The sequence below is a fragment of the Chitinophagales bacterium genome, from assembly GCA_020636495.1.
Lineage (GTDB): Bacteria > Bacteroidota > Bacteroidia > Chitinophagales > Chitinophagaceae > UBA5543.
Genome location: JACJXQ010000008.1, coordinates 384,487 through 409,688, shown reverse-complemented (window position 1 = coordinate 409,688; position 25,202 = coordinate 384,487). Strand labels below are relative to the sequence as shown.

Genomic DNA, 25,202 nt, shown 5'->3' with positions numbered 1-25,202 from the left:
TTATGGAATTGTATGTATCAGCTGGCAGCATAGACATAACTCCGGAAAAACCGGTTGCCTTATTCGGCTTTGCAGAACGTCATGGTCTGTATAGCCGTATACACGACAGCCTGGAGATCAACCTTTCTGCACTGAAGCAGGATAGTAAACTGGTATTGATATATTCAGTTGATACATTGTTTACACCTGAAGATTTTACAAAGCTGGTATTGGATAAGTTTGGCGGTGCATATGGGCTGACAGAAAAGGACATCTGGATGGCTGCTACCCATACGCATTTCGCACCATCGCTGGACAAAGAGAAACCGGGACTGGGGCATTTTGATGATGCGTATTACAATTATGTAGCCGATAAATTATTGTTACTGACAGAGCAGGTGTTAAAAGCATCATTTACTAAGGTCAGTATTCATTACGGCAATTCGCAGTCCGTATTGAATGTGAACCGCAGGAAAAAATTATTGCGACCCAAGCCCAAAGGTAAGTTCGGTTTGTACAGGAAGGTACTAATGTACCCTGACTTTAACGGACCGAAAGACAAAAATATACACACCATAAAACTGGTAGGTGAGGATGGCAAAACAAAAATGGTGTTGTGGAATTATGCCTGCCACCCTGTTGGATTCGTGCACCGAAGCCAGGTCACTTCAGAGTTCATAGGTGTCATTCGGGATGAGATGAGAGCACATTATAAACACCCGAAAATGCCTGTTGTGTTCTTATTGGGTTTTGCAGGCAACCTGAAGCCGGATGTTACACCGGTAACGCATACAAGGTTGAAGGATAAGATACGTTACTTTTTCCAGTTAGGACCTGAACACACACGCTTCCCGAATACGGATGCTTATATGGACTGGGCGGAAATGCTGTGGAAAGAAGTCAAAGAAGCGTTGCATCACGCTGATGAAATAAGTGGAACGACTATTACAACATCAAAGAATGAGATACCACTTAACGAAATAATAGGCGATCATACATTCCCGGTACATTTTTATAAGTTAAAGCTGGCTGATGAATTGCAATTCATCGGTGTTTCGGCTGAGGTATTGGTAGAGTATAAAGACATCGTAAAAGAGGCATTGAAAGGACAACCCTCAATTAATGTGGGCTGCCTGGCGGGTACGCATATATACCTGCCTACAGATAAACATGTTAAAGAAGGTGGTTATGAGGTACATTGGTTCCAACACAGGTTTGCTATTGTTGGCGAATTTAAAAACAACCTAAACGATAAAATAAAAGCAGCTGTTGCTCAGCTATGAGTAAAACGCCGAGAATAATATTAGTTACAAATTCTGTTCCCCTGCCGGATACAGACTTTCTGAAATATAAAGTGTTCGGATTGTCGCATGTGTTCGACCTCCATGTGATGTGTTGGGATACAGTTGCTAACAAGCAAGCGTTCTATGATAAATACAGTGACAAGGTAAGAGGTAAAAACATCTCGTTGTTTTACGATACGCTTAATGCCTTTACGGTATTCAAATTATTATTCATCAATTTTTTCCGGTTCATTACCGCACCGCATATTAGTATGCCACTTGCCAATAAACTAATAAACGTGTATGGCTGGGACCCGAAAAAATTGTTTACAAAGTTCACACTGTATTTCCCGATAGCAACACTCAAACCGGATATTGTACATTTTGAGTATGGCACACTGGCACATCGTTTCAGCGATATAAAACAATTTGTTAAGTGCAAAACAAGTGTCAGCTTTAGAGGTTACGACCTGAACTATGTAGGGCTGGAAGATACAGATTATTACAATAAGGTCTGGAAGAACTTTGATGGATTCCACTTCCTGAGTAACGACCTGAAGAACCGCGCGATAAAGCGTGGTTATCCCGAAGGTAAAACAGAAGCCCTGATACCGCCAGCCATAGATACTTTGTTTTTCAAACCTATAAGCGAAAAGAAACCTAATGATAAACTGGTCATCATTAGTGTAGGGCGGATGGCGTGGAAGAAAGGTTACGAGTACGGCCTGCAGGCGGTAGCCAGCCTGAAACAAAAAAAGATTCCTTTTGAGTACAGGATAATAGCTGATGGCAGAGATAGCCAGCCTGTCAGGTTTGCTATCTCTGAACTTGGATTGGAACAAGAGGTGAAGTTATTGGGTAGTAAAACCCCAGATGAGATAAAAGAAGAATTAGATGCCGCTGATGTGTTCTTACATCCTGCTGTGTCAGAGGGGTTCAGTAATGCTGTTCTGGAGGCACAGGCTATGGGCTTGCCTGTAATAACCACAGGCGCCGACGGCTTGTCTGAAAATGTAGCTGATGGTGTTACGGGCTTTGTAGTGCCTGTGTACGATGTGGCTGCAATGGCAGTGAAGCTGGAATGGTGCTATCATAACAGGGAACAACTTAATAATATTGGTAAGGCCGGAATAGAAAGAGTGAAGACTCACTTCAGGATAGAAGACCAGGTAAAAAATTTTGAACAGTTCTATAAGTCTTTAAATGAATAAGGGAATTGACCTGGTATGTTTTTCTAAGGATGGCTGTTCTGCTCTATGGGAAGCAGGTAATGTATTACATGCGTCTGATGGCCTTGCAGTATTAAAAAAGCAGGTAGATGAAGTTGTGGCTTCAACCGATGCGGAATGGCTCTTGTTTTGGGATTATTCATTGGGTGAACCGAAAAAGGAATTGATTCAGGAGCTGGCGCAAAAACCTGTTGATGTTTTTCATGCCGGCCTCAGGTGTGGAACAAGGGGCTTGCCGGATGTGCTCAACTATGTTCATCCCACATGGATGTACAATATAGATGGTGATGAAAATGTTACACATACCAACTTCAGGCTCAGCCTGAAGGCTTGCATGATAAGGACATCTGTTTTGAAACAAACAGGTTCTTTCTCTGATGAGTATGTGTCGTTAGCAATGAGTGGGGTGGCATTGGGCTATCGCATCCTGAAACAGGGAGGAATAATAAGGTATCATTCTGGTTTATTAGAAAAAGCACACCAAGCCAATGTTGAAGCACCATTAAAAGATGAATGGGTTTTCGCCAAACACTTCTTTACTAAAAAATGGTTGTTCTGGACCTTGTTTAATAAACCCGGTTTCGGGGCTAATCTTGCCGCATGGTCATCTGTAAGGGATGTGAAGTATATAAACCCTAAGCCCTGCCTGTATCCTTCTGCAAAAACGGAAAAGGCAGTCCAGCCCACCACTGTATCGGTGTTGGCACCAACACTGGACAGGTATCCTTACCTGGAAGAAGAGCTGAGAGAACTGAACCTGCAAACCATTCTGCCACACGAGGTATTGATAACAGACCAGACAGATAAAGAACACAGGCAACAAATAGATCTTACTAAATATAAGAATATCACGGTCAGGTATTTTCCACAGGATGAAAAAGGACAATGCCTGGCGTGGAATAAACTTATAGAAGAATCGACGGGAGAATATATTTTCTTTTTCGGGGATGATGCCTATAATATAAAACCTGACCTTATAGAAAAGATGTTGCAGACCATGTATCGTTTCGATGCGGATATGGTGGCTTCTAATGTGAGGGAGAAAGGTATTGTGTACGGGGCTGTTAATTATCACTACTATCTGTCAGACACTTTCCCTATTACACTGATAAAAAAGTCGGTAGTAGAAAAAGTGGGAGGCATGGACATGTTCTTTAACAGGAATGTAAAGGCTGACCACGACCTGGCGATGCGCTGTCATCTGAATGGCGCACTGATGATATTCGACCCCTCGGCAGAAATAGGTCACCATCGAGCACCTTCCGGTGGATTACGTGCGCACAATGCAAGGGTCATTACAAACTTCATGACGAAGAATACGGTTACTAAAGTATTGAATCCCTCTACCAGCGAGATATTCATTTATAACAAGTACTATACACACCGCCAGTTCCTCAACCATGTGAAGATAAAATACATGAACCAGGTCATCATCAACGGAAATATTCTTAAAAAAATAGCCCGGTTGTTTGTGTTGTTGTATAAAATGCCTTCAATGAGGAGGGCTTACAAAGCCAATTATCAAACCACGATGGACGAATTTAAAAAACGTGGTATAGAGGTTCGCTAATGAAAGTACTGCATGTAATAGACAGGCTGGAAACAGGTGGGGCAGAAAAGCTTTTTGTCAGCATCACAAAGTTGTTAACAGCCAGGGGTATTGAAACGGGTGCGTTGTTGTTTACTGCCGGTAGCGCGTTAGATAAAGAACTGGAAAAACGTTTACAACTGCATGTGTTGAACCGCAGAGGTAAGTACAACCTGCTGACATTATACAAAGCGCACAAAATATGTAGCGGCTATGATATTGTACACACGCATTTGCGTCACGTGTATGCATATATCAGGTTGGCGCAGTGGCTGTTTGGAGGGAAATACAAATTGGTTGTGCACGACCATGCAGCTATAATAAAAGATATACCTAAACGCTATGCAGGAATGTTCAAACCTGCTTACTACATAGGTGTAAACAAAGAACAAATAGCGTGGGCCGTATCGACCATAGGAGTACATAAAGAACATATTTTCCTGCTGGAGAATACAGTAATGCCTGTAACCGGTGATGAAAACAAAACCGACAACCCTAAAGACCTTATGGTGGTTGCCAATATACGTGCGGTAAAGAATATTGAGTTTGCTGTTGCATTGGCAAAGCGAATAAACTTCACGCTGGACATTTACGGGAATATCATAGAGCGTGATTATTACAAGAGGCTGTTGCAGGATATAGATAATGATACTATCCGAATGATACACGATGTATCAGATATGACGCCCATGTACGGGCAATACAAAATGGCCATACATTGTTCCCCTGCTGAAACGGGACCGCTTGTACTGATAGAATATCTTGCGGCAGGACTGCCCTTTATTGCATATAAGACTGGCAGTGCTGCAGAAGCCATTGCAGAAGAATTGCCGCAGTTGTTTATGAACAACTTTGAATATGAGGATTGGGGCAAACGAATAGAAGATATTTTATTGGACCATAGTTTGCCTGATAAAATGAAGACCCTTTATAAAAAGAAATTTAACCCTGAAGATTATACCAACAAGTGCCTGGACATTTACAGAAAAATATACTCCTCGTAGTTTCTGATACCGCCATGATGTATGACGGTAACAAGCTACTGGCTTTCGATCCCGTGCTGCGGGAGATGAAAGTGGTAGAGGAAATGTTCGATAAGATCATATGGCTTGGCGCGAGGACATTAAAAATGAAGCCATCACTGAAACCCGTCAGCAGTGCTAAGGTTCATCCGGTGGTTATGCCATGTGTCAGCCACAGTGGGTTCATTAATATACTGTATGTATTGTCTGCATATCCTGTGTTCCTGTATCAAATATTAAAACACCTGAAGTACGCCACACATGTACATACACGTGGGCCGTCACATCCTGCGCTATTAATGATACTTATATCCTTGCTGGATAATAAAAGAATATACGCACATAAGTATGCAGGTGAGTGGACGGATGATAATATCCCGTTTACATATCGCCTGCAGCGAAACCTGCTGAAGAAAGTCAGAAAGCCGAACATACGCATTACCGTAAGTGGTAAGAACGATACGGATAGTGAGAATGTATATGACCTGGAAAATCCCTGTATGTATGAAGATGAGTTAAGAGGCATGAACGCGACAGGTGCAGAAAAAGATTTCTCTGGCAAGCTGAGATTGCTGTTCGTAGGCAACCTCATGCCTTCAAAGGGTATCATTCCGCTGATGCAGGCATTGCAGAGTAGTAAGCTCAGTGACAGGTACGAAAGTATACATATAGTAGGTGGTGGTATGCTGATGGATGAAGTGAAAGCTCTTGCTGAAAATGTGCAGCACATTAATGTAGTGATAACGGGAGACATAAGCAGGGAAGAGCTGAATAAACTCTATGCATCCGCACATTTTATGATACTACCCAGCATTTCAGAAAGCTTCCCGAAAGTTGTGGCAGAAGCAGCGGCATTCGGGTGTATACCAGTTACAACCAAACTATCGGCTATAACCAAGCAGATAACGGATGGCAGGAACGGTTTCCTGATGAACAATACTTCGTCTGGATATATATTAGATGTGCTGAACAACATAGCCGTGAATAAGCAACTGAAGGAGATAAGCCTGAACGCGATAACGATGAGCAAACTGTTTACTTACGAGCGGTTCAAACAGAGAATGGCCAAAGTGTACAACATAGAGCAGTGAGCAACTACAACACAAATAAACTGACCTTATTACAGGTAGGGCTTTTAGTAGCAGTTGGTGTTGCGGGCTGTTATGTGCCATATATGGTCACGATAATATGGTCGCTGGTGTTCCTTGTTACGATATTCGCCTCTGTTTCCAACAGGCAGGAATGGATATGGTATTGTATAGCGGCATCACCCATACTTGAGGTATGGTCGAGAATGGTGAAGGGGTCTGTGATGGTGGATGAGGTTGGTAAGTATTATATATTATTTGCCATAGGCACCATCATATTGTACCATGTAAGGGAGCGCTCTGAAAAACCATTATACCACGCGGGTGTATTGATATGTGTTTTCCTGTTGCCGAGTTTGTTTGTCAATCTGGCAAGTTTTGACAGGGAGCAATGGGTGTTTAATATTCTCCCTACGCTGGAGCTAGCAGTGTTGCTGATATTGGTGTCAAGGGAGCGGTGGGATATAGAACGTTTTGCCAGTACGCTACAGTTCGGGCTGATGCCGATCGTTTTAGTGGCGGCATACCTGGCATTGAAAACCCCTGCTATCAGCAGTGTACATTTCAACCTGCGTGCCAATTTCAAAGCATCAGGTGGTGGCACCAACCAGGTGTCTACGATACTGGGTTTAGGTATTGTTTACACTATGCTGCTACTGTTGCTCAAGCGACCCATCATGGCAAAGTGGCTTTGCTATATATTAATAGGCTTCCTGTTCTTTCGCAGTTTTCTCACGTTCTCCCGTGGCGGGGTCTTTGCAGCCGTGGCATCTGTATTTGCCGCTATTGGTTTTGCTATGATGGTCAACCGCAGAACATTCATTCGCTATTCCGTCATCATGATATTGTTCAGCATATCAGGTGTGCTGGTGTTCAATAAGGTGGATGAGATGACCGGGCATATGTTGTCGGACAGGTATCGTGGCGAGACCATAGCTACCAAAAGCGGTGAACTGGAAAAGACGTGGAACAAAGTAACATCAGGCCGTACCAGCCTTATAGCTGCCGACTGGTATATCTTTAAAAGTAACTTTCTGTTTGGTGTGGGTCCCGGTGGTGCTAAAGATCTGAGAGGCAACTATGGTGGCCCTCCTGATTCAGCGGCACATACCGAATTTACAAGGCTTATAAGTGAGCATGGTATCGGGGGGCTGCTGGCGTCGTTGGTACTGTTGCTATTCCCTGTATACTGGATAAGCAAACAGAAATACCGTTTGTGGATGGGAGTAAGTGCGGCCTTGTTTTGCCTTGCGATACTTTCTGCTTCTCACTCGGCCATGCGTACCAATACAACTATAGTTTGCTATGTGCTCGCTGCCGTACCTGTTTATGTCACTACAAAAAAACGGTGTGAGTAATAAGCTGAGCATATTATACATTGGTAATAAATTGGCTGTACATGGCAGAACACCTACAAGTATTGATACGCTCGGCAAACTATTAGAGGAAGAAGGCCATACACTTTATTATAGTTCCTCGAAGCTTAAACAACGCTCACGTATGCTGGATATGTTATCGGCTATATGGAAGTATCGCGGCAAGGTTGATGTAGTGTTGATAGATACATATAGTACAGCGGCGTTTAATTTCGCATGGGCTTGTGGCAGGTTGTGTAAGATGTTAGGTGTAAAGTATATCCCCATACTGCATGGTGGCAATTTACCTGAGCGTTTCAAGAACTCTCCGAGAAAATGCAGGCAGCTTTTTGGACGAGCATTCACCAATGTTACTGTTTCTGCTTACCTGCAGGATCACTTAGTAAATGCAGGATATAAAGGTGTTACGATCGGTAACGCAATTACGTTTGAAAAATATCCTTATAAAGAAAGAAGCCGGATACAACCGTACATTCTTTGGGTGAGAGCGTTTCATACAACATACAATCCTGAAATGGCTATCCTTGCTTTTGAAATGTTTGTAAAAGAATTCCCGAATGCAAAGCTAACCATGGTTGGCCCGGACGTGGATGGCAGTATGATCCTGTGTAAACAGTTGGTCAAAGATTACAAATTAGAAGGCAAGGTTCAGTTCACTGGGAAACTGTCTAAAGAGGAATGGATACAACTGGCGCAGGACTGTAATATGTTTATCAATACCAGCAACTTTGATAACCAACCTGTAAGTATAATAGAAGCTATGGCACTTGGCTTGCCCATTATATCAACCAATGTCGGGGGTATACCATATATGCTGACGCATACAGCAACAGGAATGCTGATACCCCGGGATAATCCCGAAGCACTTTGCAATGCAATGACCCTGCTTATGCACGATGCCAAAATAGCAAACAGGTTGAGCATGAATGGCAGAAAGTACGCTGTACAATTTGACTGGGATATTTTAAAGAATAAGTGGGAGCAACTTTTCGCTTCTGTATAATAGACAATTGAGTCTTTTTGAAAAAATATTACAACTAAAGGGCTACCCGATAGGCAAAGCGAAAGCTGACCTTATACGTTTGCAATCAATGAGTAAAGATGAGTTCATTCATTGGCAGACAGAAAAGGCATGGCAGATAGCTAAGTTACATTTTGACAATAACGCTTTATACAAACAACTGGTCGGAAACATATTCCCTGATAGGTGGGAAGACTTGCCAGTAGTCACAAAAAAAGACCTGCAGCTGCCTTTGCAGCAAATGCTATCAAGTGGTATAAAACTATCTGATTGTCATACGGGCAGTACATCGGGTTCTTCAGGCACCCCGTTCTTTTATGCGAAAGATAAAATGGCCCATGCCATGACATGGGCGGTAATTGCCGATAGGTATAGCTGGTATGGTATTGATCTGTCATCAAAACAGGCACGCTTTTATGGTATACCCAAAGAACTGCTGGCCAATAAAAAAGAAGTATTCAAGGATGGGTTCATGAACCGTCAGCGTTTCAGTGTGTTCGATTTGTCAGATAAGGCACTGGACGGATTCATAAAACGTTTTCAACATAACGCCTTCGACTATATTTATGGCTATACCAATTCACTGGTTACGTTCGCTCGTCATTTGCTGAGTAAAGGATTGACCCTGAAAGAAATTACACCTACACTCAAAATATGTATCAGCACGTCAGAGACCTGCACGCCTGAAGACCATACAATACTTGAACAGGCATTTGGTGTGCCGAATATTCGCGAGTATGGTATTTCTGAAACCTGTATTACAGCCTTTGATGCTCCCGATGGGAAATGGAGACTGACGGAAGAAACTTTGCTTACAGAAACATTGGAGGACAACCGTATCATATCAACCTCGTTGTATAATATGGCCATGCCGATGATACGTTATGAAACAAGTGATGTAGGTATCATCAGCAATGAAAGGGCGGGCATATACAGAAGCCTGGAGCAGCTGTCGGGTAGGCTGAATGATACCATCGTCCTGCCCTCCGGCAAAAAAGCGGCGGGTCTTACATTCTATTATATATCCCGCAGTGTGCTGGAAGCAAGTGGTGTGTTGAAGGAGTTCATCATTCGCCAGACTAAGCTAAACGAGTTCGTCTTTGACATAGTTGCAGACAGGGATCTTGCAAAAAACGAGGTCGATTTAGTAAAAGAGAAGATAACCTTATATCTTGAGCCGGATTTAAACATTATAATAAACCGTGTTTCAAAAATAGACCGACCCTTATCCGGAAAGTTGAAACATTTTTATTCGGAATTGAACTGATATTGGAGAAGAAGCTCGTACTACTGACAAAATACTTTCCGCCCGAAATGGGTGCTCCTCAATCCAGGCTCTACGAAACCGTTTTAGGACTTCAGAAACGCGGTTGGGATATACGTGTCATTACAGCTATGCCCAATTACCCTACCGGCAGGGTGTTCGATAGGTACCGCGGGCGTTTCTCTATGCAGGATGATATGGATGGTATCAATGTGCGCAGATATACGCTTTATGCTTCTCATTCCAAAAGGTCTGTACCCCGTATCATCAGCATGTTGTCCTTTGGTTGCACATCAATGTTTGCGTTGTTCAAAATAAGAAGGTTCAGGCCGGTATATATTATTACCGAGTCACCGCCACTTACCCTGGGGTTGACAGGACTTGCTTTGGCCCGCCTTTCAGGAGCCAAACATATCATGAACGTATCAGACATATGGCCTTTGTCCGCGCTCAGGTTAGGCGCTATTTCTGAAGGTTATATTTATAAGAGATTGGAGAAACTGGAGCGTTACCTGTATCGCCGCTCATATGCATGTATGGGGCAGTCTGCTGAGATAACAGAACGACTGGAAAAAACAGATAGTAAAAGGACACTTCTGTTTCGTAATGGAGTGGATTTTAACCGCTTTGAAAAAATTAGAGATAAAGTAGTACCACAGGAAAGCAGAGGCAAACTACGCATAGTGTATGCCGGCCTTTTGGGTATAGCGCAGGGGGTGGCTGAACTTTGCAGGCAGATAGACTTCGGAGCTTTAGGTGCAGAGTTGCATATATATGGCGATGGGTCAGAAAAAACAGAGATTACAGAACTGGTGAAAAAGCAACCCAACCGCGGTATATATATATACCCATCAGTACACAGGGATATGATACCTGAAACACTGATGAAGTATGATGTAACTATAATACCGCTGGTAACACCTATCTATGGTGCTATACCCTCTAAGATATATGAGGCAATGGCTGCGGGACTACCGATCATATTTTCAGGCGGTGGAGAAGGTGAACAGATAATCAATGAATATGGTGCAGGCTGGACTTGTCAGCCGTCAGATTATAAACAGATATCCGTAAAAATAAAAGAGGTGGCAGAAACAGATGATGCGGAGATACAAAAGATAAAAGCTAATTGTGTAAAGGCTGCCCGTAATGTATTCAATCGTGAGATACAGATAGAGCACCTGAATCAATTTCTACTCAGGACCAACAAATGAAGTTAACCATAGTTGCAGGGGCCAGGCCCAACTTTCTGAAAATAGCACCGCTGATAAGTGAACTGGAAAGAGTGCGCGAACTCGGGGTGAACATCAGTTACAGGCTGGTGCATACGGGGCAACATTATGATGATAGGTTAAGCCGTGTCTTTTTTGATGAACTCGGTATACCTCTACCACATGTAAACCTGGAAGCCGGCTCAGGTTCGCAGGCGGTGCAAACGGCCAATATCATGATAGGGTTTGAGCAGGAGTTGCTGAATAATACTTGTGATGTAGTGGTAGTGGTAGGCGATGTGAATTCTACACTGGCATGCAGCATCGTTGCTAAAAAACTGAATATAAAGGTGGCGCATATTGAAGCAGGTATCCGTTCTTTCGATATGACCATGCCAGAGGAGATAAACAGGCTGGTGACGGATAGCATCTGTGATTATTATTTCACGCCTACAGAAACGGCCAACGAAAACCTGATGCGCAGTGGTGTGCAGGCTGGTAGTGTTTATTATGTGGGTAATATAATGATAGACAGCCTGTATGCTAACAGGAACAGGCTTACAGAGCCATCTATTGTACAAGAGCTGTCGCTCCATCTTGATAAATGTATCATTCTCACACTACACAGGCCGCATAATGCTGACGACCCGGAACAATTAAAGTCTTTACTTGACCGCATTGTGCAAAACAGCAAAGGACATAATATTATTTTTCCCGTACATCCACGCACGAAAAAGACACTCGACGAAACAGGTTTCTCTCATGAAAACCTGATAGTTATCGAGCCGCAGGGCTATTTATCCTTTATCTACCTGGTCAGCCGTTGCAAAGCAGTAATAACAGATTCGGGTGGTATACAGGAGGAGACCACCGTTATGGGTGTGCCCTGTGTAACACTACGCGAGAATACCGAACGTCCCGAAACGGTAAGCATCGGTACCAACGAGCTGGTAGGTAACGACCCGGATAAACTGGAAAGTGCATTGGCACGCATTTTTTCAGGCAACTGGAAAGAAGGTGCTATCCCCGACCTGTGGGATGGAAAGACAGCAGAGCGTATTGTAAAAACACTGCTCAGTATTGAAAGATTCATCAACGAATAATCTCCCCGTACAGGATATAATAGAATGGGACATACTTAACTGGTCTCAACTAATGGCTTATTGGCAACCTGTACTGGAACAACTTCCCCGTGATAGCAAAGTATTGGCCATAGGCGAGCGCAATGGTGGGTTATCGCTATGGTTGGCATTGATGGGGTATCATGTTACCTGCACCGATATTGATGATATAACATCAACAGCAGGCCAACTACATGCCCGGTATAATGTCTCCAATAAAATTGAGTACAGGAAACTTGACATAGTAAACGACAAGTGGCCTGATGAGCAATACGATATCATCATAGCAAAATCTGTAATAGGTGGAGTGAAGGCACAGCGGGATAATGCAGGCTCAAGAAGTTTTGAGGTTCAACGACAGGCAGTTAATAATATCCTGAATATGCTGAAGCCGGGCGGTTATTTCCTCTCGGCAGAGAATATGATGGGAGGATGGCTTACACGGTCGGTTCGTGGCGTGGGTAAGCGCGCTTCAGGCTGGCGTTACATTTCTTACAGCGAACTCAAAGAATTATTCAACGCCTTCAGCCTTGTACAAACCAAAACATTTGGTATTTTACCAACCTTTTTTTCTCGTAGGGTGTATAACACAACAGCGTATTTTTTAAACAGGTACCTGCTGGATATATTATCCCCTGCGACAAAATATGTAGCTTTTACGATAGCCCGGAAATAGATGGTAGTACGAATAAATGATAGAATTAGTTGATGAGTAGCGCAAAGATCCGTTTCGCTGTTCTTGGCTGCGGGCACATCGGTACTCGCCATGCTGATATGATTATGGCCAATGATGGTTGTGAGCTCGTTGCTGTTATTGATGCAGCACCTGCTTTGCAGAACAGGGTGGAAAAGGACTATCAGGTGCCTTTTTTCAGCTCATTGGAGGCATTCCTTGCTTCGGACACCCAGGCCGATGTGGTGAATATAGCAACACCCAACGCACTGCATGCCGCACAGGCACTTGCCTGTATCAAAGCAGGCTGCCATGTGGTTATAGAAAAACCAATGGCATTGACCACAGCAGATTGTAACAGCATACTGGAATGTGCAGCTACTCATGACAGGCAGGTATTCTGTGTAATGCAGAACCGTTATTCAGCCCCTATGCGGTGGTTGAAAGAATTAGTGACGCAAGGCATTCTGGGTGATATATACATGGTAAATGTGCATTGTTACTGGAACAGGGATGAACGCTACTACACGGGTAAGACATGGCACGGTACCAAATATCTGGACGGTGGCACGCTATTTACCCAGTTCAGCCATTATGTAGATTTATTATATTGGGTGTTCGGCGATGTGCAGGATATTACCGCGCGTTTCGCCAACAACAATCATAAGGAAATGATAGATTTTGAGGACAGTGCGGATATCAGTTTTAGGTTCAACGGTGGCGGCATGGGCTCCCTGAGCTATTCTACCTCTGTTTGGGACAGGAATATGGAAAGTACCCTCGTGGTTGTGGCTGAGAAAGGAACAGTAAAGATAGGTGGTCAGTATATGGATAAAATAGAATATTGCCATATAAAAGACTATGAATTAAAGGAAAACATATCTTCGCACAACTTGCAGGTAAACGGGTATACAGGAGCCAAAGCAAACCATTACTATGTGATACAGAACGTGGTAGATGTATTGAAAGGTAGCTCTGGTATTACCACTAATGCAATGGAAGGAACAAAAGTTGTAGAAATAATAGAGCACGTATACGCCCTAAAAGATTAAGATGCGGAAAATTGATTTTGCGCCGCCGTATATAGACGATGATATTGTAGCGGCTGTTACTGAAACTCTGAGATCCGGTTGGTTAACCACCGGCCCGAGAGTGCGTGAACTGGAAGATCTGTCTGCCCGGCTGTTTGGCTTAGAAAAAACAATTTGTGTTAACTCATGGTCGTCAGGGGCAGCAATTGTATTCAAATGGCTGGGCATTGGCCCCGGCGATGAGGTCATCGTACCTGCTTATACCTATGCAGCAACCGCATTGAGCGTTTTACACACGGGTGCAACACCTGTTATGGTAGATGTACAGGACGATTTTAACATTGACCCGGAAAAGATAAAACAGGCCATCACACCACGTACCAAAGCTATTATGTGTGTGGATATTGGTGGTTGGCCTTGCGACTATGAAGTTATAAACGAACTGGTAGAAGCAGACGATGTGCGGAATAATTTCCAGCCGGGTTCTGATATACAGGAAGCCTTTGGAAGGCCTGCGGTTATTGCAGACGCTGCACACTCCATCGGCGCGATATATGATAATCGCCCTGCGGTACAGTTTGCAGATATTTCCATCATCTCTATGCATAGTGTAAAGAATATCACTACTGCAGAGGGAGGTATCATTTGTCTGAGCTTGCCCGAACCATTTAACAACGAGGAGGTATACAGGTGGATGAAACTGATATCTATGAATGGCCAGGACAGGGATGCATTTGCCAAGAAACGCATCGGCAGCTGGCGGTATGATATAGTGACAGACGGGCTCAAAGCCAACCTGACAGATGTTTGCGCATCAATAGGGCTGACACAACTGCGTAAGTACAATGACTTTATGTTGCCCGAACGCCGTAGAGTGTATGACCATTATACTGCATTTTTTAAGGATAAAGACTGGGCCATCATCCCTCCGGGGCATGAGGAAACCCGTAAGTCTTCACATTACCTGTACCAGCTACGCATAAAGGACATTACCGAGGAGCAAAGGGATGATATCATTCAAAAGATAATGGATTCAGGTGTGAGTGTGAATGTACATTTCCTGCCTCTGCCTACACTTACCGTGTTTAGCGAACGTAGCTACAAAGTAGAAGACTACCCGAATACCTACAGGAATTATGCCTGTGAGATATCTTTACCTATCTATGTACAGCTTACTGATGAGGATTGTGCCTATGTTGAAGAGCAGGTGGAAAAAGCGTACATTGAGGTGGTTTCATGAAAAGGCTCCTGGATATTTTGTTCTCCCTTACCGGGATAGTAGTATTAAGTCCGCTCCTGTTGTATATCTCTATGCGTATCAAAATGGATACGACAGGCAATATTTTTTACAAGCAAAAGCGTGTAGGTAAGGGAGGCAAGGAGTTTTTCCTATTCAAATTCAGGACTATGAATGCAGGCTCTGACAAAACAGACCTACTTACATACGGCACAACCGATGCGCGCATTACCGGATTCGGCTCCTTTCTACGACGTTATAAGTTAGATGAACTTCCACAGCTTTTTAATGTATTGATCGGCGATATGAGCATTGTTGGCCCACGCCCGGAGGTGAAGAAGTATGTGGATTTGTACACGCCTGAGCAAAGGCTGATACTGAATGTAAAACCCGGCATTACTGATATGGCCTCTATCAGTTTTTTTAACGAGAATGAACTACTTGCAACACAGCCACAGCCAGAGCAATATTATATTGAATATATTATGCCTGAAAAGATCAAACTCAACCAGGTATTCATTACTTCCCCCAATGTGTTCAACTATTTCCGCATCATAGCATTAACCATAAAAAAAATAGCCACACATTAAGTGCGGCTATCGTATATCTTTTCTGAACCTTTCTATTGGTTTAGTTTCTTATCCAACTGATCACTGTTTTGGTAAGATGAATTGTTGCTGGTGTATTCCGGTACAAGATCTTTTATCAGTCCCACTGTTTCCAGCGTATAGTGCTGTTTCGCACTGGCCAACAACTTCTCTACTTTCTCTCGTACCACTTCAAAATCATATTCCGCTACTTTGGCTATCATTATTTTGTCGTGATACGTAGGCATCACATTTTCTGAGTCGCTCAATAATTCTTCGTACAGTTTTTCGCCCGGCCTCAGTCCGGTGTACTCTATCTTGATGTCTACATCCGGCTCTTTACCCGCCAGTTTAATGATCCTTCTGGCAAGGTCAACTATCTTCACGGGCTTGCCCATATCAAATACGAATATTTCGCTACCCTGTCCCATTACACCTGCTTCAATTACCAGCTGGCATGCCTCAGGTATGGTCATGAAATAACGTGTTATTTCAGGGTGCGTAACTGTTATCGGTCCGCCTTTATCCAATTGCTTTTTGAAGCGTGGAATAACGGAACCATTGGATCCAAGTACATTACCGAAACGGGTGGTGACGAACTTGGTGACACTTACTTTTTCACCGGTTTCATTACCTTTTATCAGATCTTTATAGTAGCTCTGGGTAAATATCTCGGCTATGCGCTTGGTAGCACCCATGATGTTGGTCGGGTTAACAGCTTTGTCTGTCGAAACCATCACGAATTTCTCTACACCATTGGCAACAGAAAGCTCAGCCAGGTTCTTGGTGCCCATCACATTATTCAGTACAGCTACAGATGGGTTATCTTCCATCAGGGGTACATGTTTATATGCTGCTGCATGGAATACCACTTCGGGGTTGAATATTTCAAACAGGTGTTCCATACGCACCCTGTCTGTGATATCTCCCAGGTAAGTTTTTACCGTGGCGTGTTTATAGTTCTCCATAATCTCCAGGTGCAGGTCGTGCATCGGAGTTTCAGCTTTATCACACAAGATGATGATTGAAGGCTTGTATTTTATCAACTGGCGTACCAGCTCACTTCCTATTGAGCCCGCTGCTCCTGTTACAAGTATACGCTTGCCCTTCAATTCAAAATGTATCTTATCGTTATGGATCTTGATCACCTCACGTTCCAGCAGGTCCTCGATCTTGATATCTTTTAATTGCTGTGCGCCCAGCTGTCCGTTCAGCCATTCACGTATCGGTGGCACCTGCTGCACCTTCATGCCATATTTCAGGCTGGTATCTACCAGATGCACCAGTTGCTCTTTCGAAAGCTTTTTATTGGCAATAATGAGTAGCTCTACTCCGTCTTCTTTCAGCTTCTGGAAGCTGGCATCATCCGTATTGTAAATAGGGATGTTCTCCATCAGCTTGCCGCTCTTGCTCAGCACGTCATCTATAAAAGCTACTATCTGTATGTTACTGCTGGGAAAATTATTGATCACTTTTTTAGTCTGCAGTCCATATTCTCCGGTATCAAAAACAGCAGCTTTGATCTTTACAGTCTCGTTCTGTGTGGCTTTGTAGTAGTTAAACGTATAGCGCACCAGCAAGCGGTAGGTAATCAGTACGAAGTTGGTAATGAAGAAGTTGATAACGACAACTGAAGTGGGGAAAAGGTTCACTTCTGAGGCGAAAAAGTTAACACCAAAGTTGATAGAGAAATAGAATATTGCTGCTATTGAGTTGACTATCAGCAGCCGAAATGTATCTTCAATATTGGTATACCTGATAATGCCCGCATAGCTCTTAAGCAAGTAGAACAAAATGCCATTCAGCAACAAAGATGCAATCAGTATAAAGGAGATATTATACTTGGCAACTTCCTCAAGGTTAAAATTGAAACGTAGAATAAAAGAAAAGAAAATACAAAGCTGGATGCACGCAAGATCTAACAGGAAAATAAACCAGCGGGGCAAAATGCGTATTTTATATTGCATATATTTTGTTTAATCTCAAAACATATAATGTTGTAACAAATTCATATATCCAACATCGTATGCACTTTAAATCCTTTTTGTTTCACCCTTATTCCATAGCAAAAGTAACAAATAGTAATCCTATTTGATAAAATTGAAACTTATTTAATGGAAATAAATTAATTAAAATAAGTAATTGATTGATTATCAACAATAAAAAGATGCAATTTTCCCGCTTAATGCTGATAATTAATAATTACTTGATAAACAGAAAATACCATGCCAACTTTCTTATTTTTGTTTAAATACACATACATATTTGGTAGATATTATTTGTAATATATGGAGGAGCAATTAGTTGATTTTGATTTTCTGGAGGAGTTGTCCGGAGGAGATTCGAAATATAAATTTGAATTACTGACCATTTTCCTGGATACAGTGGGCGAAGGTTTAGCCAACCTGGAAAAACTTATTAAGGAAACAGGTGATATGGATGCTATTTATAAACAGGCACATGCGCTCAAATCAAGTGCCGGTATTGTCAAAGTGAGAGATATGCACGGCCAACTGGCCAGGATTGAAGAGTTGGGCCGGGCAAATACGGGCGAAAGCGAGATCAACAGCCTGTTTGATGACCTTATGAGCACATACAGGCAAGCACATCCCTTGCTGGTTGGTGTGCGCGACAAGAATAAACCAGCAGATGCATAAAATACTAACGCCACCTATGCAAAAGGTGGCGTTAAAGTTAATAATGTAAAATAGTAGGTATGTTAGATACCTCCTATCCTTAGGCCTATGCTAAGCGGGTGCTGGTCCAACCCATTATCATGCAGCGCAGTTATCTGGTAGCTGGCATATAGCCTGAAGTAACCATCCAACCCTATTTCAGCGGTGGCACAACTATTAAAATCATTAAGGTTGAACTTATCATGATCTTTTTGCTTGCCATCTTCCTTTGATATCTGTTTCATGTGAGACGTGATACGATATCCCCCGGTAATACCAAATCCATAAACTATCCAGGCTTTTTTAGCCGCTTTGGTTTTAAAGGTCAGCATTAGTGGTATGCTCAGGTATGTTACTGCCAGTTTATTCTTCTTAAAAGTATGAGTACTATCCAGGAAAACAACGGGGTTGACATTATTGGCATACGTAACCGGTTTGTTAAACCGGAAGTTGTACATCTGTAATCCGACACCCGACCCGATGAATATTTTCTGGCCGTCACCGTTCACTAATCGCCAAGAGGGTAATACCGGCCAGATATTTACATTCCATGATTTACCGCTGCGCAGACTGAAGAGGTTTTCATTCTGATAATCATCCGGTACTTGCAACAGTGTTTGTGCAGCAGTGCTTGTATAGTTTGATTTATCCTGTATAGAGTTCAAGCCTATATCCAGTACAAAAAAGTCGATGTAGAATGGTTTGTCTTTCTGATTCCCCTTATCAAAGCTTATACCATCCTGGCTGATGGAAATGCTCTTGCCCACTTTACCATCTGTTTTCTCCTCTTCCTGTGCCTTTGCTGCATTGTTGAGTAACAGGCTTAAGGCAAACAACAGGCCTATTTTTTTTATATACATGATATATTGTTTTAAAAGTTTAAAGTCTTACGGTGAACAGTTCTTTTTTCCCGATTCTGAATGTTACATCCGTGTCTTTCAATTGATCTTTTACGTTTTTTGCTATTACTACTTTGTCATTCACTACGGTTTCGATTTCGTTAAATATCTGGGGTTTACTACCCAATACCGAAGCGATAAACCGGTTTTTCTTCTTGGGTTCAGATACAGCTATGATCTCTTCCGCAGGTTCTTCTTTAATATGCTCATCCTGTCCTCGCGCTTCTGTTTTTACAATAACAGTTTCAGGTTGTTTTTTTTCTGTCTCCACTGCCGGTTGTACTCGTTCTACAGCTACTTTTTCTTCAGGTTTGGCGCGGGGCTGTTGTTGTACCGGCTCAGTTTCCACAGGTGCCTGTGCTTGTGTTTTTTGTTTTGTTTCCACGGCAACAGCGTCTACAGGTTTAGTTGAATGGACTTCCTTTGCAGGTAGTGTATGCTCCTCAACGGTTGTTTCCTGTTGTGCTATAGCTTTTTCTGGTGGTGTATCTGCTGTGGTTTTAGGTGGCGTTAGTTCCTGTATAGTCACAGGTTGCTCAGTTGTCTGCTTTTCACCACTATGGTTTATGGCAAACAATGCTATGAATAGTATTACGCTTGCGGCGGCTGCATAGGTTTTCCAGCCATTTAGCCAAATGGCACCCTTACGGGGCTCATCTTTCATCAGGTCTTCTTTGCCTTCAAACACTATCGTAGTGTCCGGTTGCAGCCTTGTAGCAGCATAGGCTTTCAGTTCAGCCTGCAGTTCAGGGTGCTGTGCTACAAAGGCGAGTAATGCCTGCTCGTCTTCATGGTTCAGCTCCCCGTCTGCATACAGCAGCATATACTCCTCGTAGTTCGTCATGTTCACCATAGCTTCTGTTTTTTATATTATATGTTCAACGCTTACAAGGTAGTCCTTCAATGTTTTCCGTGCACGGTGCAGGTACACTTTTACCTGCGAGTCGGACAGCCCGGTTATTTGCGCTATTTCATTATAGGTATACCCTTCATAATCCTTCAGTAGCACCAGTGCCCTCGCCTGGTCGTCCAGTTTAGACAGGGCCCTGTCTAACACTTTCTTCAGGTCGGTATTAGTGGTCGTCACCACCCTAGCATCCTGTACCTCTTCTTTGTAGCTTATCCTGTTCTGTTTGCGGTACAGGTCGATCGACTGCCTATAGGCCACCTGGAACAGAAAAGATTTGGCTTTTGCCGGCTCCACATCTTCTCTTTTTTGCCACAGTATTGAGAAGCTGTTCTGAACTATATCCCTGGCGTCCTCCTGGTTGCCGGTGCATTTGCAGGCAAACCGAAAAACCGCGTCGGACCACTCCCTTACGCAAGTGTTATAGTCATTAAGCTCCATTCAATTACTAAATCGTGGTTGATTAGGAAAAGTTACAGTATATAGATATATTTTTTACAACAGGATTTATGTAAGGTGCCGGATGATGTAACTTGCTGCCAATTGTCGCCTGCATACTGTAAATTTACCCCATGGAAGATAAAAGACTCTTTTTACTGGATGCCTTCGCATTGATATTCCGTGCATATTATGCTTTGATACGTAGTCCTCGTATTACGAGCACCGGTAAAAACACCAACGCCCAGTTTGGCTTTACCAATACACTGTATGAACTGATAAGAAAAGAGAACCCTACACACCTGGCAGTAGTATTTGATACGTCAGCACCTACTGAAAGACATACTGATTTTGCTGATTACAAAGCAAACCGCCAGGAGGCACCAGAAGACCTCGTAGCAGCTATACCGGATATTAAACGTATCATCAAAGGTTTTAACATACCGGTTATGGAATGTGATGGCTTCGAAGCTGATGATGTGATAGGTGGACTGGCATACGAAGCTGCTGATATGGGTTACCAGGTATATATGGTAACACCCGATAAAGATTATGGCCAGCTGGTCCGTGACAACATATTTATATACAAGCCCGGGTACCAGGGTAATGGTGTGGAAATACTGGGGCCTAAAGAAGTGTGCGAGAAGTGGAACATTAAGAGAGTAGACCAGGTGATAGATATGCTGGGCCTTATGGGCGATGCGGTAGATAATATTCCTGGTATTGCAGGTGTTGGTGAAAAGACAGCTGCCAAACTGCTGGCAGAATATGATACACTGGAGAATATACTGGACAATGCAGATAAGATAAAAGGTAAGATGGGTGAAAAGATAGCTGCCGGCAGGGAGAATGCCATCATGTCTAAAAAGTTGGCGACTATCATTACCGAAACGCCATGCAAATTCCACGAAGAAGATTTTCACCTGGACCCACCTGATACAGAAGCCCTAAAGGAAGTATTTGCGGAACTGGAATTCAGGACACTGGCAAAACGCATATTGGGAGAAGATGCTGTACAAACCGCGGTTGTTGAGGTAAATGCCAATGCCCCGCTCGACCTGTTCGGCAATCCTATTCCACAGGCACAACGCCCTGCACCTAAAGAGACCATAACTGAAGAAGCGCCGGAGCCAGAGGCAACTCTCGAATTAAAAACTATTGCCAATACAGAACATAACTATAAACTGGTGACTGATGAGGCAGGTGCAAAGGAGCTGGTACAAAATATCCTGCAACAAAAGGAAGTAGCATTTGATACAGAGACCACAGGCATTGACGCCAACCTCGCGGATATATTGGGCATGAGTTTCTGCTGGGAGAAAGGTAATGCATATTATGTATCGGTGCCACACGATAGAGAGGCTGCTGTTGCCTTTATGAAAATTTTTCAACCTGTATTTGATAAAGAGGATATGCTATGGATAGGACAGAATATCAAGTACGACCTGACCATACTTAAATGGTATGGTTTTGCGCTGAAAGGAAAGATATACGACACCATGCTGGCGCACTACGTAATAGAGCCTGAGGGCAAGCACAACATGGACATGATGAGCGAGAAATACCTTGGTTACGAGCCGGTGTCTATTGAAACACTGATAGGCAAGAAGGGCAAAGGACAAGGCAGTATGAAAGACGCGCCGATAGAAGAGGTAAAGGAATATGCAGCAGAAGATGCGGATATCACATTGCAATTGAAAAAAGCGCTCGACCCGCTTTTAGATGAAAAAGAAGTACGCACCGTTTTTACAGATGTAGAGAACGCACTGGTGCCTGTGCTGCTGGATATGGAGTATGAAGGAGTTGGGATAGATACTGACTTCCTGAAGCAATACTCCAAAGAGCTGGAGAAGGATATTAAAGCTGCCGAAGAGAGTGTATATCAACAGGCGGGTATAGCTTTCAACCTGGCATCACCTAAACAACTGGGCGAGGTCCTCTTTGACAAAATGAAACTGGACGATAAGGCGAAAAAAACCAAAACAGGCCAGTATGCAACAGGTGAAGATGTCCTGCAAAAGCTGCGGGATAAACATAAGATAGTAGATGATATACTTGTATTCCGCGAGCTGAGTAAACTTAAGAGTACTTATGTAGATGCACTGCCCACCATGATCAATCCACGCACCGGTAGGGTGCATACAAATTTCAATCAATCGGTGGCGGTAACCGGCAGGCTGAGCAGTATCAATCCCAATCTGCAGAACATTCCTATTCGTACAGACCGTGGCCGTGAAATAAGAAAAGCATTCATACCAAGAGAAAAGGGCTGGTTGTTGTTATCGGCCGACTATTCGCAGATAGAGTTACGCATCGTGGCAGCCATCAGCAAAGATGAGGCTATGATACAGGCGTTTAAAGACAATGTAGATATACACACGGCAACTGCAGCAAAGGTATATGGTGTGTCGATAGATGATGTGACCAAAGACATGCGCCGGGCTGCCAAGGCTGTAAACTTTGGTATCATTTACGGGCAAACGGCATTCGGATTGGCGGGTTCATTAGGTATTGGCCGTACAGAAGCCAAGGAGATCATTGACAACTATTTCATACAATACCCGGGTATCAAACAATACATGGATGATACCATCAACTTTGCCCGAGAGACTGGTTATGTACAAACACTTATGGGTCGAAAGCGCTACCTGGCAGATATTAACTCTGCCAACCAGACAGTGCGTGGTTTTGCTGAGCGTAACGCCATCAATAGCCCCATACAAGGTACAGCAGCAGATATGATAAAGCTGGCCATGATAAAAGTGAAAAAGGCGCTGGATACTTCAGGACTTCAGTCTAAGATGATATTGCAGGTACACGATGAATTGGTATTTGATGTGCCGGAGAAGGAAGTAGATGAACTGAAAAAACTTGTGGTAGAAGGTATGGAATCAGCTATGCCATTGCCTGGGGATGTGCCGGTAATGGCCGAGGCAGGTGTTGGAGAGAATTGGCTGGCAGCACACTAAGGTTGTTGGTTCTTGAAAGGATGCCTCGATTCCCAGGCTCCTTCACTTTCGTCAATGTTTTTTTGCGCCTGCATCACACGTTGGCGAACAAAACGGTTTTTGATATATACAAATGTGGACAGGTACCTGGGTGTGCACCCCAAACGCGCTTTCGCGTCCAGTGCGGTACGTCCCAGTATCAGTTTGTTTTTCTTCATTAGTATGGCTTGCTCTATGGCAAAGTACAGTATGTTGAAATAGAGGTTCAACTCTTTGTTCTTCTCATAGTCAAATCCAATATAGAACATATCAAATGCCCCGTTGTGTACCCAGGCAGAGAAAAATCCTAGCAGGTTGCCATGCTCATAACCTGTCCATACTTTCAGGCGTTCCTCATTATGTCTTTTCAACACAGGCAAAAAATCAGAACTCAGCAAACCTATACGTACCTGTTGGTGATCAGTCACTTGTTGATACAGCGCAAATAACTCATGTTTATTTTCTTCAACTTCAGCTGAGGATAATTCCTTAATATCCAGGGATGCGAACGGTTGCTGTATCTTTCTGAAACGTTGCGCGTATTTATGCTTCAGTGCTTTTTCATAATCATGTATATCATTCCACTCAGCCGGAATATTCATTTCCATCGAGATGTCGTTGCGCAGCATGATATACTGTGGTTCGTAGTTCTGAAAATACTTGGCCAGTTTTTCAGGCATATCTTTTATTACTACTGCCGACGCACAGCTCAAATCCATTACATGATCAATGGCCTGCTTGTAATACAGGTAAGTATCATACACAGGTATCTCTGCTCCGCAATATACAGATGTCACATCATGGCGAAACAAGTGGCCACCCACCAGCAATTTGGGATGAGCAATAATGGTGAACGCACGCCAAAGCATTTGCTGCACGAGCTCTATCATCGCGGGATTGACATGCTTACTCTTCAGACTCAGAAGTTGAAACCCTGCTGCAAGCACCGGCTCGTTATTGTTGAATACCTGGACGTAGCAATATGACAGGTCCGGCAGGTTGGCAGATTCGGTAATACCCAGTTGTTTGCTTTGCAGAAAATGTCCCTCAGGGATAAAGTCATTCCACTCAACAGGCAGCTCGCTGCTGTTGGTGTAATGTTTGATGGTTATTGTACTCTTCTTTTTGTGACAGTGTTTCAACCTGTTCGTTTTTCCATTTGGATATGTGGTATGCCTACTTCTGTAAACTCATCGCCTGTCTGCAGGTAGCCCAGCCGTTCATAAAACCCTTTGGCTACCATTCGGGCGTGCAGCATGATACGCTCATAACCATGCTCCCGGGCAAATTGTTCGGCATAGTTTACTAATTGTTTGCCAATGCTTCTCCCCTGGTGTTTTACGGCAACGGCCATCTGTCTCAGTTGCACTGTGTTTCCCGGCCTGGGGCTCAGTATCAGGCAGGCTATTATTTCGTCATTATCCTCTGCAATAAGTATATGGTCATTCACCTCATCGCTCAGATCCTCATCATGCAGCGATAAGCCTATCGGCTTGCGCAATATCTCTTCCCTTAGTTCAAAAACATCAGCGTACTCTTTATCTGCCGGAGTTATCTTTTTGAAATTAAGGTGGGCCATCTGCATG

General features: G+C 43.3%; 22 protein-coding genes. 16 read left to right on the top strand and 6 right to left on the bottom strand.

From position 1 onward, the window contains the following. Positions 1-2 precede the first annotated feature (2 nt). From H6550_01840 to H6550_01775, 14 genes are read left to right on the top strand one after another with little or no spacing between them, the layout of a single operon-like run. Positions 3-1,262 (top strand): hypothetical protein, encoded by a 1,260-nt coding sequence (locus H6550_01840; protein MCB9044858.1) that lies wholly within the window; start codon positions 3-5, stop codon positions 1,260-1,262. Then, complete coding sequence (locus H6550_01835; protein MCB9044857.1) at positions 1,259-2,473, top strand: glycosyltransferase family 4 protein; 1,215 nt, start codon at positions 1,259-1,261, stop codon at positions 2,471-2,473. Before H6550_01840 ends, H6550_01835 begins: the two co-directional genes overlap by 4 nt. Beyond that, the gene (locus tag H6550_01830; protein MCB9044856.1) at positions 2,466-4,061 is read left to right on the top strand and encodes a glycosyltransferase family 2 protein; all 1,596 of its coding nucleotides are present in this window, start codon (positions 2,466-2,468) and stop codon (positions 4,059-4,061) included. Before H6550_01835 ends, H6550_01830 begins: the two co-directional genes overlap by 8 nt. Next, positions 4,061-5,083 (top strand): glycosyltransferase family 4 protein, encoded by a 1,023-nt coding sequence (locus tag H6550_01825; GenBank protein MCB9044855.1) that lies wholly within the window; start codon positions 4,061-4,063, stop codon positions 5,081-5,083. Before H6550_01830 ends, H6550_01825 begins: the two co-directional genes overlap by 1 nt. Continuing rightward, entirely contained in the window at positions 5,047-6,192 is a 1,146-nt protein-coding gene (locus H6550_01820) for a glycosyltransferase family 4 protein (GenBank protein ID MCB9044854.1), read from the top strand. Before H6550_01825 ends, H6550_01820 begins: the two co-directional genes overlap by 37 nt. Further along, positions 6,189-7,547: a hypothetical protein gene (locus H6550_01815; protein ID MCB9044853.1), complete on the top strand. Its 1,359-nt coding sequence runs from the start codon at positions 6,189-6,191 to the stop codon at positions 7,545-7,547. Before H6550_01820 ends, H6550_01815 begins: the two co-directional genes overlap by 4 nt. Beyond that, positions 7,540-8,568, top strand: coding sequence for a glycosyltransferase family 4 protein (locus tag H6550_01810; GenBank protein MCB9044852.1), 1,029 nt, complete (start codon positions 7,540-7,542; stop codon positions 8,566-8,568). Before H6550_01815 ends, H6550_01810 begins: the two co-directional genes overlap by 8 nt. 7 nt (positions 8,569-8,575) lie before the next feature. Further along, positions 8,576-9,853: a phenylacetate--CoA ligase family protein gene (locus H6550_01805; protein MCB9044851.1), complete on the top strand. Its 1,278-nt coding sequence runs from the start codon at positions 8,576-8,578 to the stop codon at positions 9,851-9,853. Between the two features lie 47 nt (positions 9,854-9,900). Next, on the top strand, positions 9,901-11,064 hold the full coding sequence (locus H6550_01800; protein MCB9044850.1) for a glycosyltransferase family 4 protein: 1,164 nt from the start codon (positions 9,901-9,903) through the stop codon (positions 11,062-11,064). After that, entirely contained in the window at positions 11,061-12,164 is a 1,104-nt protein-coding gene (gene wecB, locus H6550_01795; protein MCB9044849.1) for a UDP-N-acetylglucosamine 2-epimerase (non-hydrolyzing), read from the top strand. The genes H6550_01800 and wecB overlap by 4 nt, the downstream gene beginning before the upstream one ends. Further along, the gene (locus H6550_01790) at positions 12,142-12,858 is read left to right on the top strand and encodes a class I SAM-dependent methyltransferase (GenBank protein ID MCB9044848.1); all 717 of its coding nucleotides are present in this window, start codon (positions 12,142-12,144) and stop codon (positions 12,856-12,858) included. Before wecB ends, H6550_01790 begins: the two co-directional genes overlap by 23 nt. 32 nt (positions 12,859-12,890) lie before the next feature. After that, positions 12,891-13,907 carry a Gfo/Idh/MocA family oxidoreductase gene (locus H6550_01785; GenBank protein MCB9044847.1) on the top strand — a complete coding sequence of 339 codons (1,017 nt, stop codon included), beginning with the start codon at positions 12,891-12,893 and terminating at the stop codon, positions 13,905-13,907. 1 nt (position 13,908) lies between these two features. After that, entirely contained in the window at positions 13,909-15,126 is a 1,218-nt protein-coding gene (locus tag H6550_01780; protein ID MCB9044846.1) for a DegT/DnrJ/EryC1/StrS family aminotransferase, read from the top strand. Beyond that, positions 15,123-15,713: a sugar transferase gene (locus H6550_01775; protein MCB9044845.1), complete on the top strand. Its 591-nt coding sequence runs from the start codon at positions 15,123-15,125 to the stop codon at positions 15,711-15,713. The genes H6550_01780 and H6550_01775 overlap by 4 nt, the downstream gene beginning before the upstream one ends. 32 nt (positions 15,714-15,745) lie before the next feature. Here H6550_01775 and H6550_01770 read toward each other — a convergent pair whose 3' ends face one another. After that, positions 15,746-17,677 carry a polysaccharide biosynthesis protein gene (locus tag H6550_01770; protein MCB9044844.1) on the bottom strand — a complete coding sequence of 644 codons (1,932 nt, stop codon included), beginning with the start codon at positions 17,675-17,677 and terminating at the stop codon, positions 15,746-15,748. 321 nt (positions 17,678-17,998) lie between these two features. Here H6550_01770 and H6550_01765 point away from each other — a divergent pair, with 321 nt between their 5' ends. Continuing rightward, the gene (locus tag H6550_01765; GenBank protein ID MCB9044843.1) at positions 17,999-18,367 is read left to right on the top strand and encodes an Hpt domain-containing protein; all 369 of its coding nucleotides are present in this window, start codon (positions 17,999-18,001) and stop codon (positions 18,365-18,367) included. 62 nt (positions 18,368-18,429) lie between these two features. On the opposite strand, the gene H6550_01760 is transcribed toward H6550_01765, so the two are convergent. Genes H6550_01760 through H6550_01750 form a run of 3 tightly spaced genes read right to left on the bottom strand, consistent with a single transcriptional unit; the run spans position 18,430 to position 20,632 of the window. Further along, a complete protein-coding gene (locus H6550_01760; protein ID MCB9044842.1) occupies positions 18,430-19,245 on the bottom strand; it encodes an outer membrane beta-barrel protein in 816 nt (271 codons plus the stop codon). A gap of 19 nt (positions 19,246-19,264) precedes the next feature. Then, a complete protein-coding gene (locus H6550_01755; protein MCB9044841.1) occupies positions 19,265-20,137 on the bottom strand; it encodes a hypothetical protein in 873 nt (290 codons plus the stop codon). A 12-nt stretch (positions 20,138-20,149) separates the two neighbouring features. Beyond that, complete coding sequence (locus tag H6550_01750; protein MCB9044840.1) at positions 20,150-20,632, bottom strand: sigma-70 family RNA polymerase sigma factor; 483 nt, start codon at positions 20,630-20,632, stop codon at positions 20,150-20,152. 131 nt (positions 20,633-20,763) lie between these two features. Between H6550_01750 and polA the strand changes: the two genes are divergently transcribed. Continuing rightward, positions 20,764-23,598, top strand: coding sequence for a DNA polymerase I (gene polA, locus H6550_01745; GenBank protein ID MCB9044839.1), 2,835 nt, complete (start codon positions 20,764-20,766; stop codon positions 23,596-23,598). Here the strand turns inward: polA and H6550_01740 are convergent. Together H6550_01740 and H6550_01735 are read right to left on the bottom strand one after the other, a co-directional pair. Continuing rightward, positions 23,595-24,758, bottom strand: a complete 1,164-nt coding sequence (locus tag H6550_01740; GenBank protein ID MCB9044838.1) for a hypothetical protein — start codon at positions 24,756-24,758, stop codon at positions 23,595-23,597. The two genes, polA and H6550_01740, sit on opposite strands and share 4 nt — an antisense overlap. Next, positions 24,755-25,195 carry a GNAT family N-acetyltransferase gene (locus H6550_01735; protein ID MCB9044837.1) on the bottom strand — a complete coding sequence of 147 codons (441 nt, stop codon included), beginning with the start codon at positions 25,193-25,195 and terminating at the stop codon, positions 24,755-24,757. The genes H6550_01740 and H6550_01735 overlap by 4 nt, the downstream gene beginning before the upstream one ends. Between the last annotated feature and the right edge of the window lie 7 nt (positions 25,196-25,202).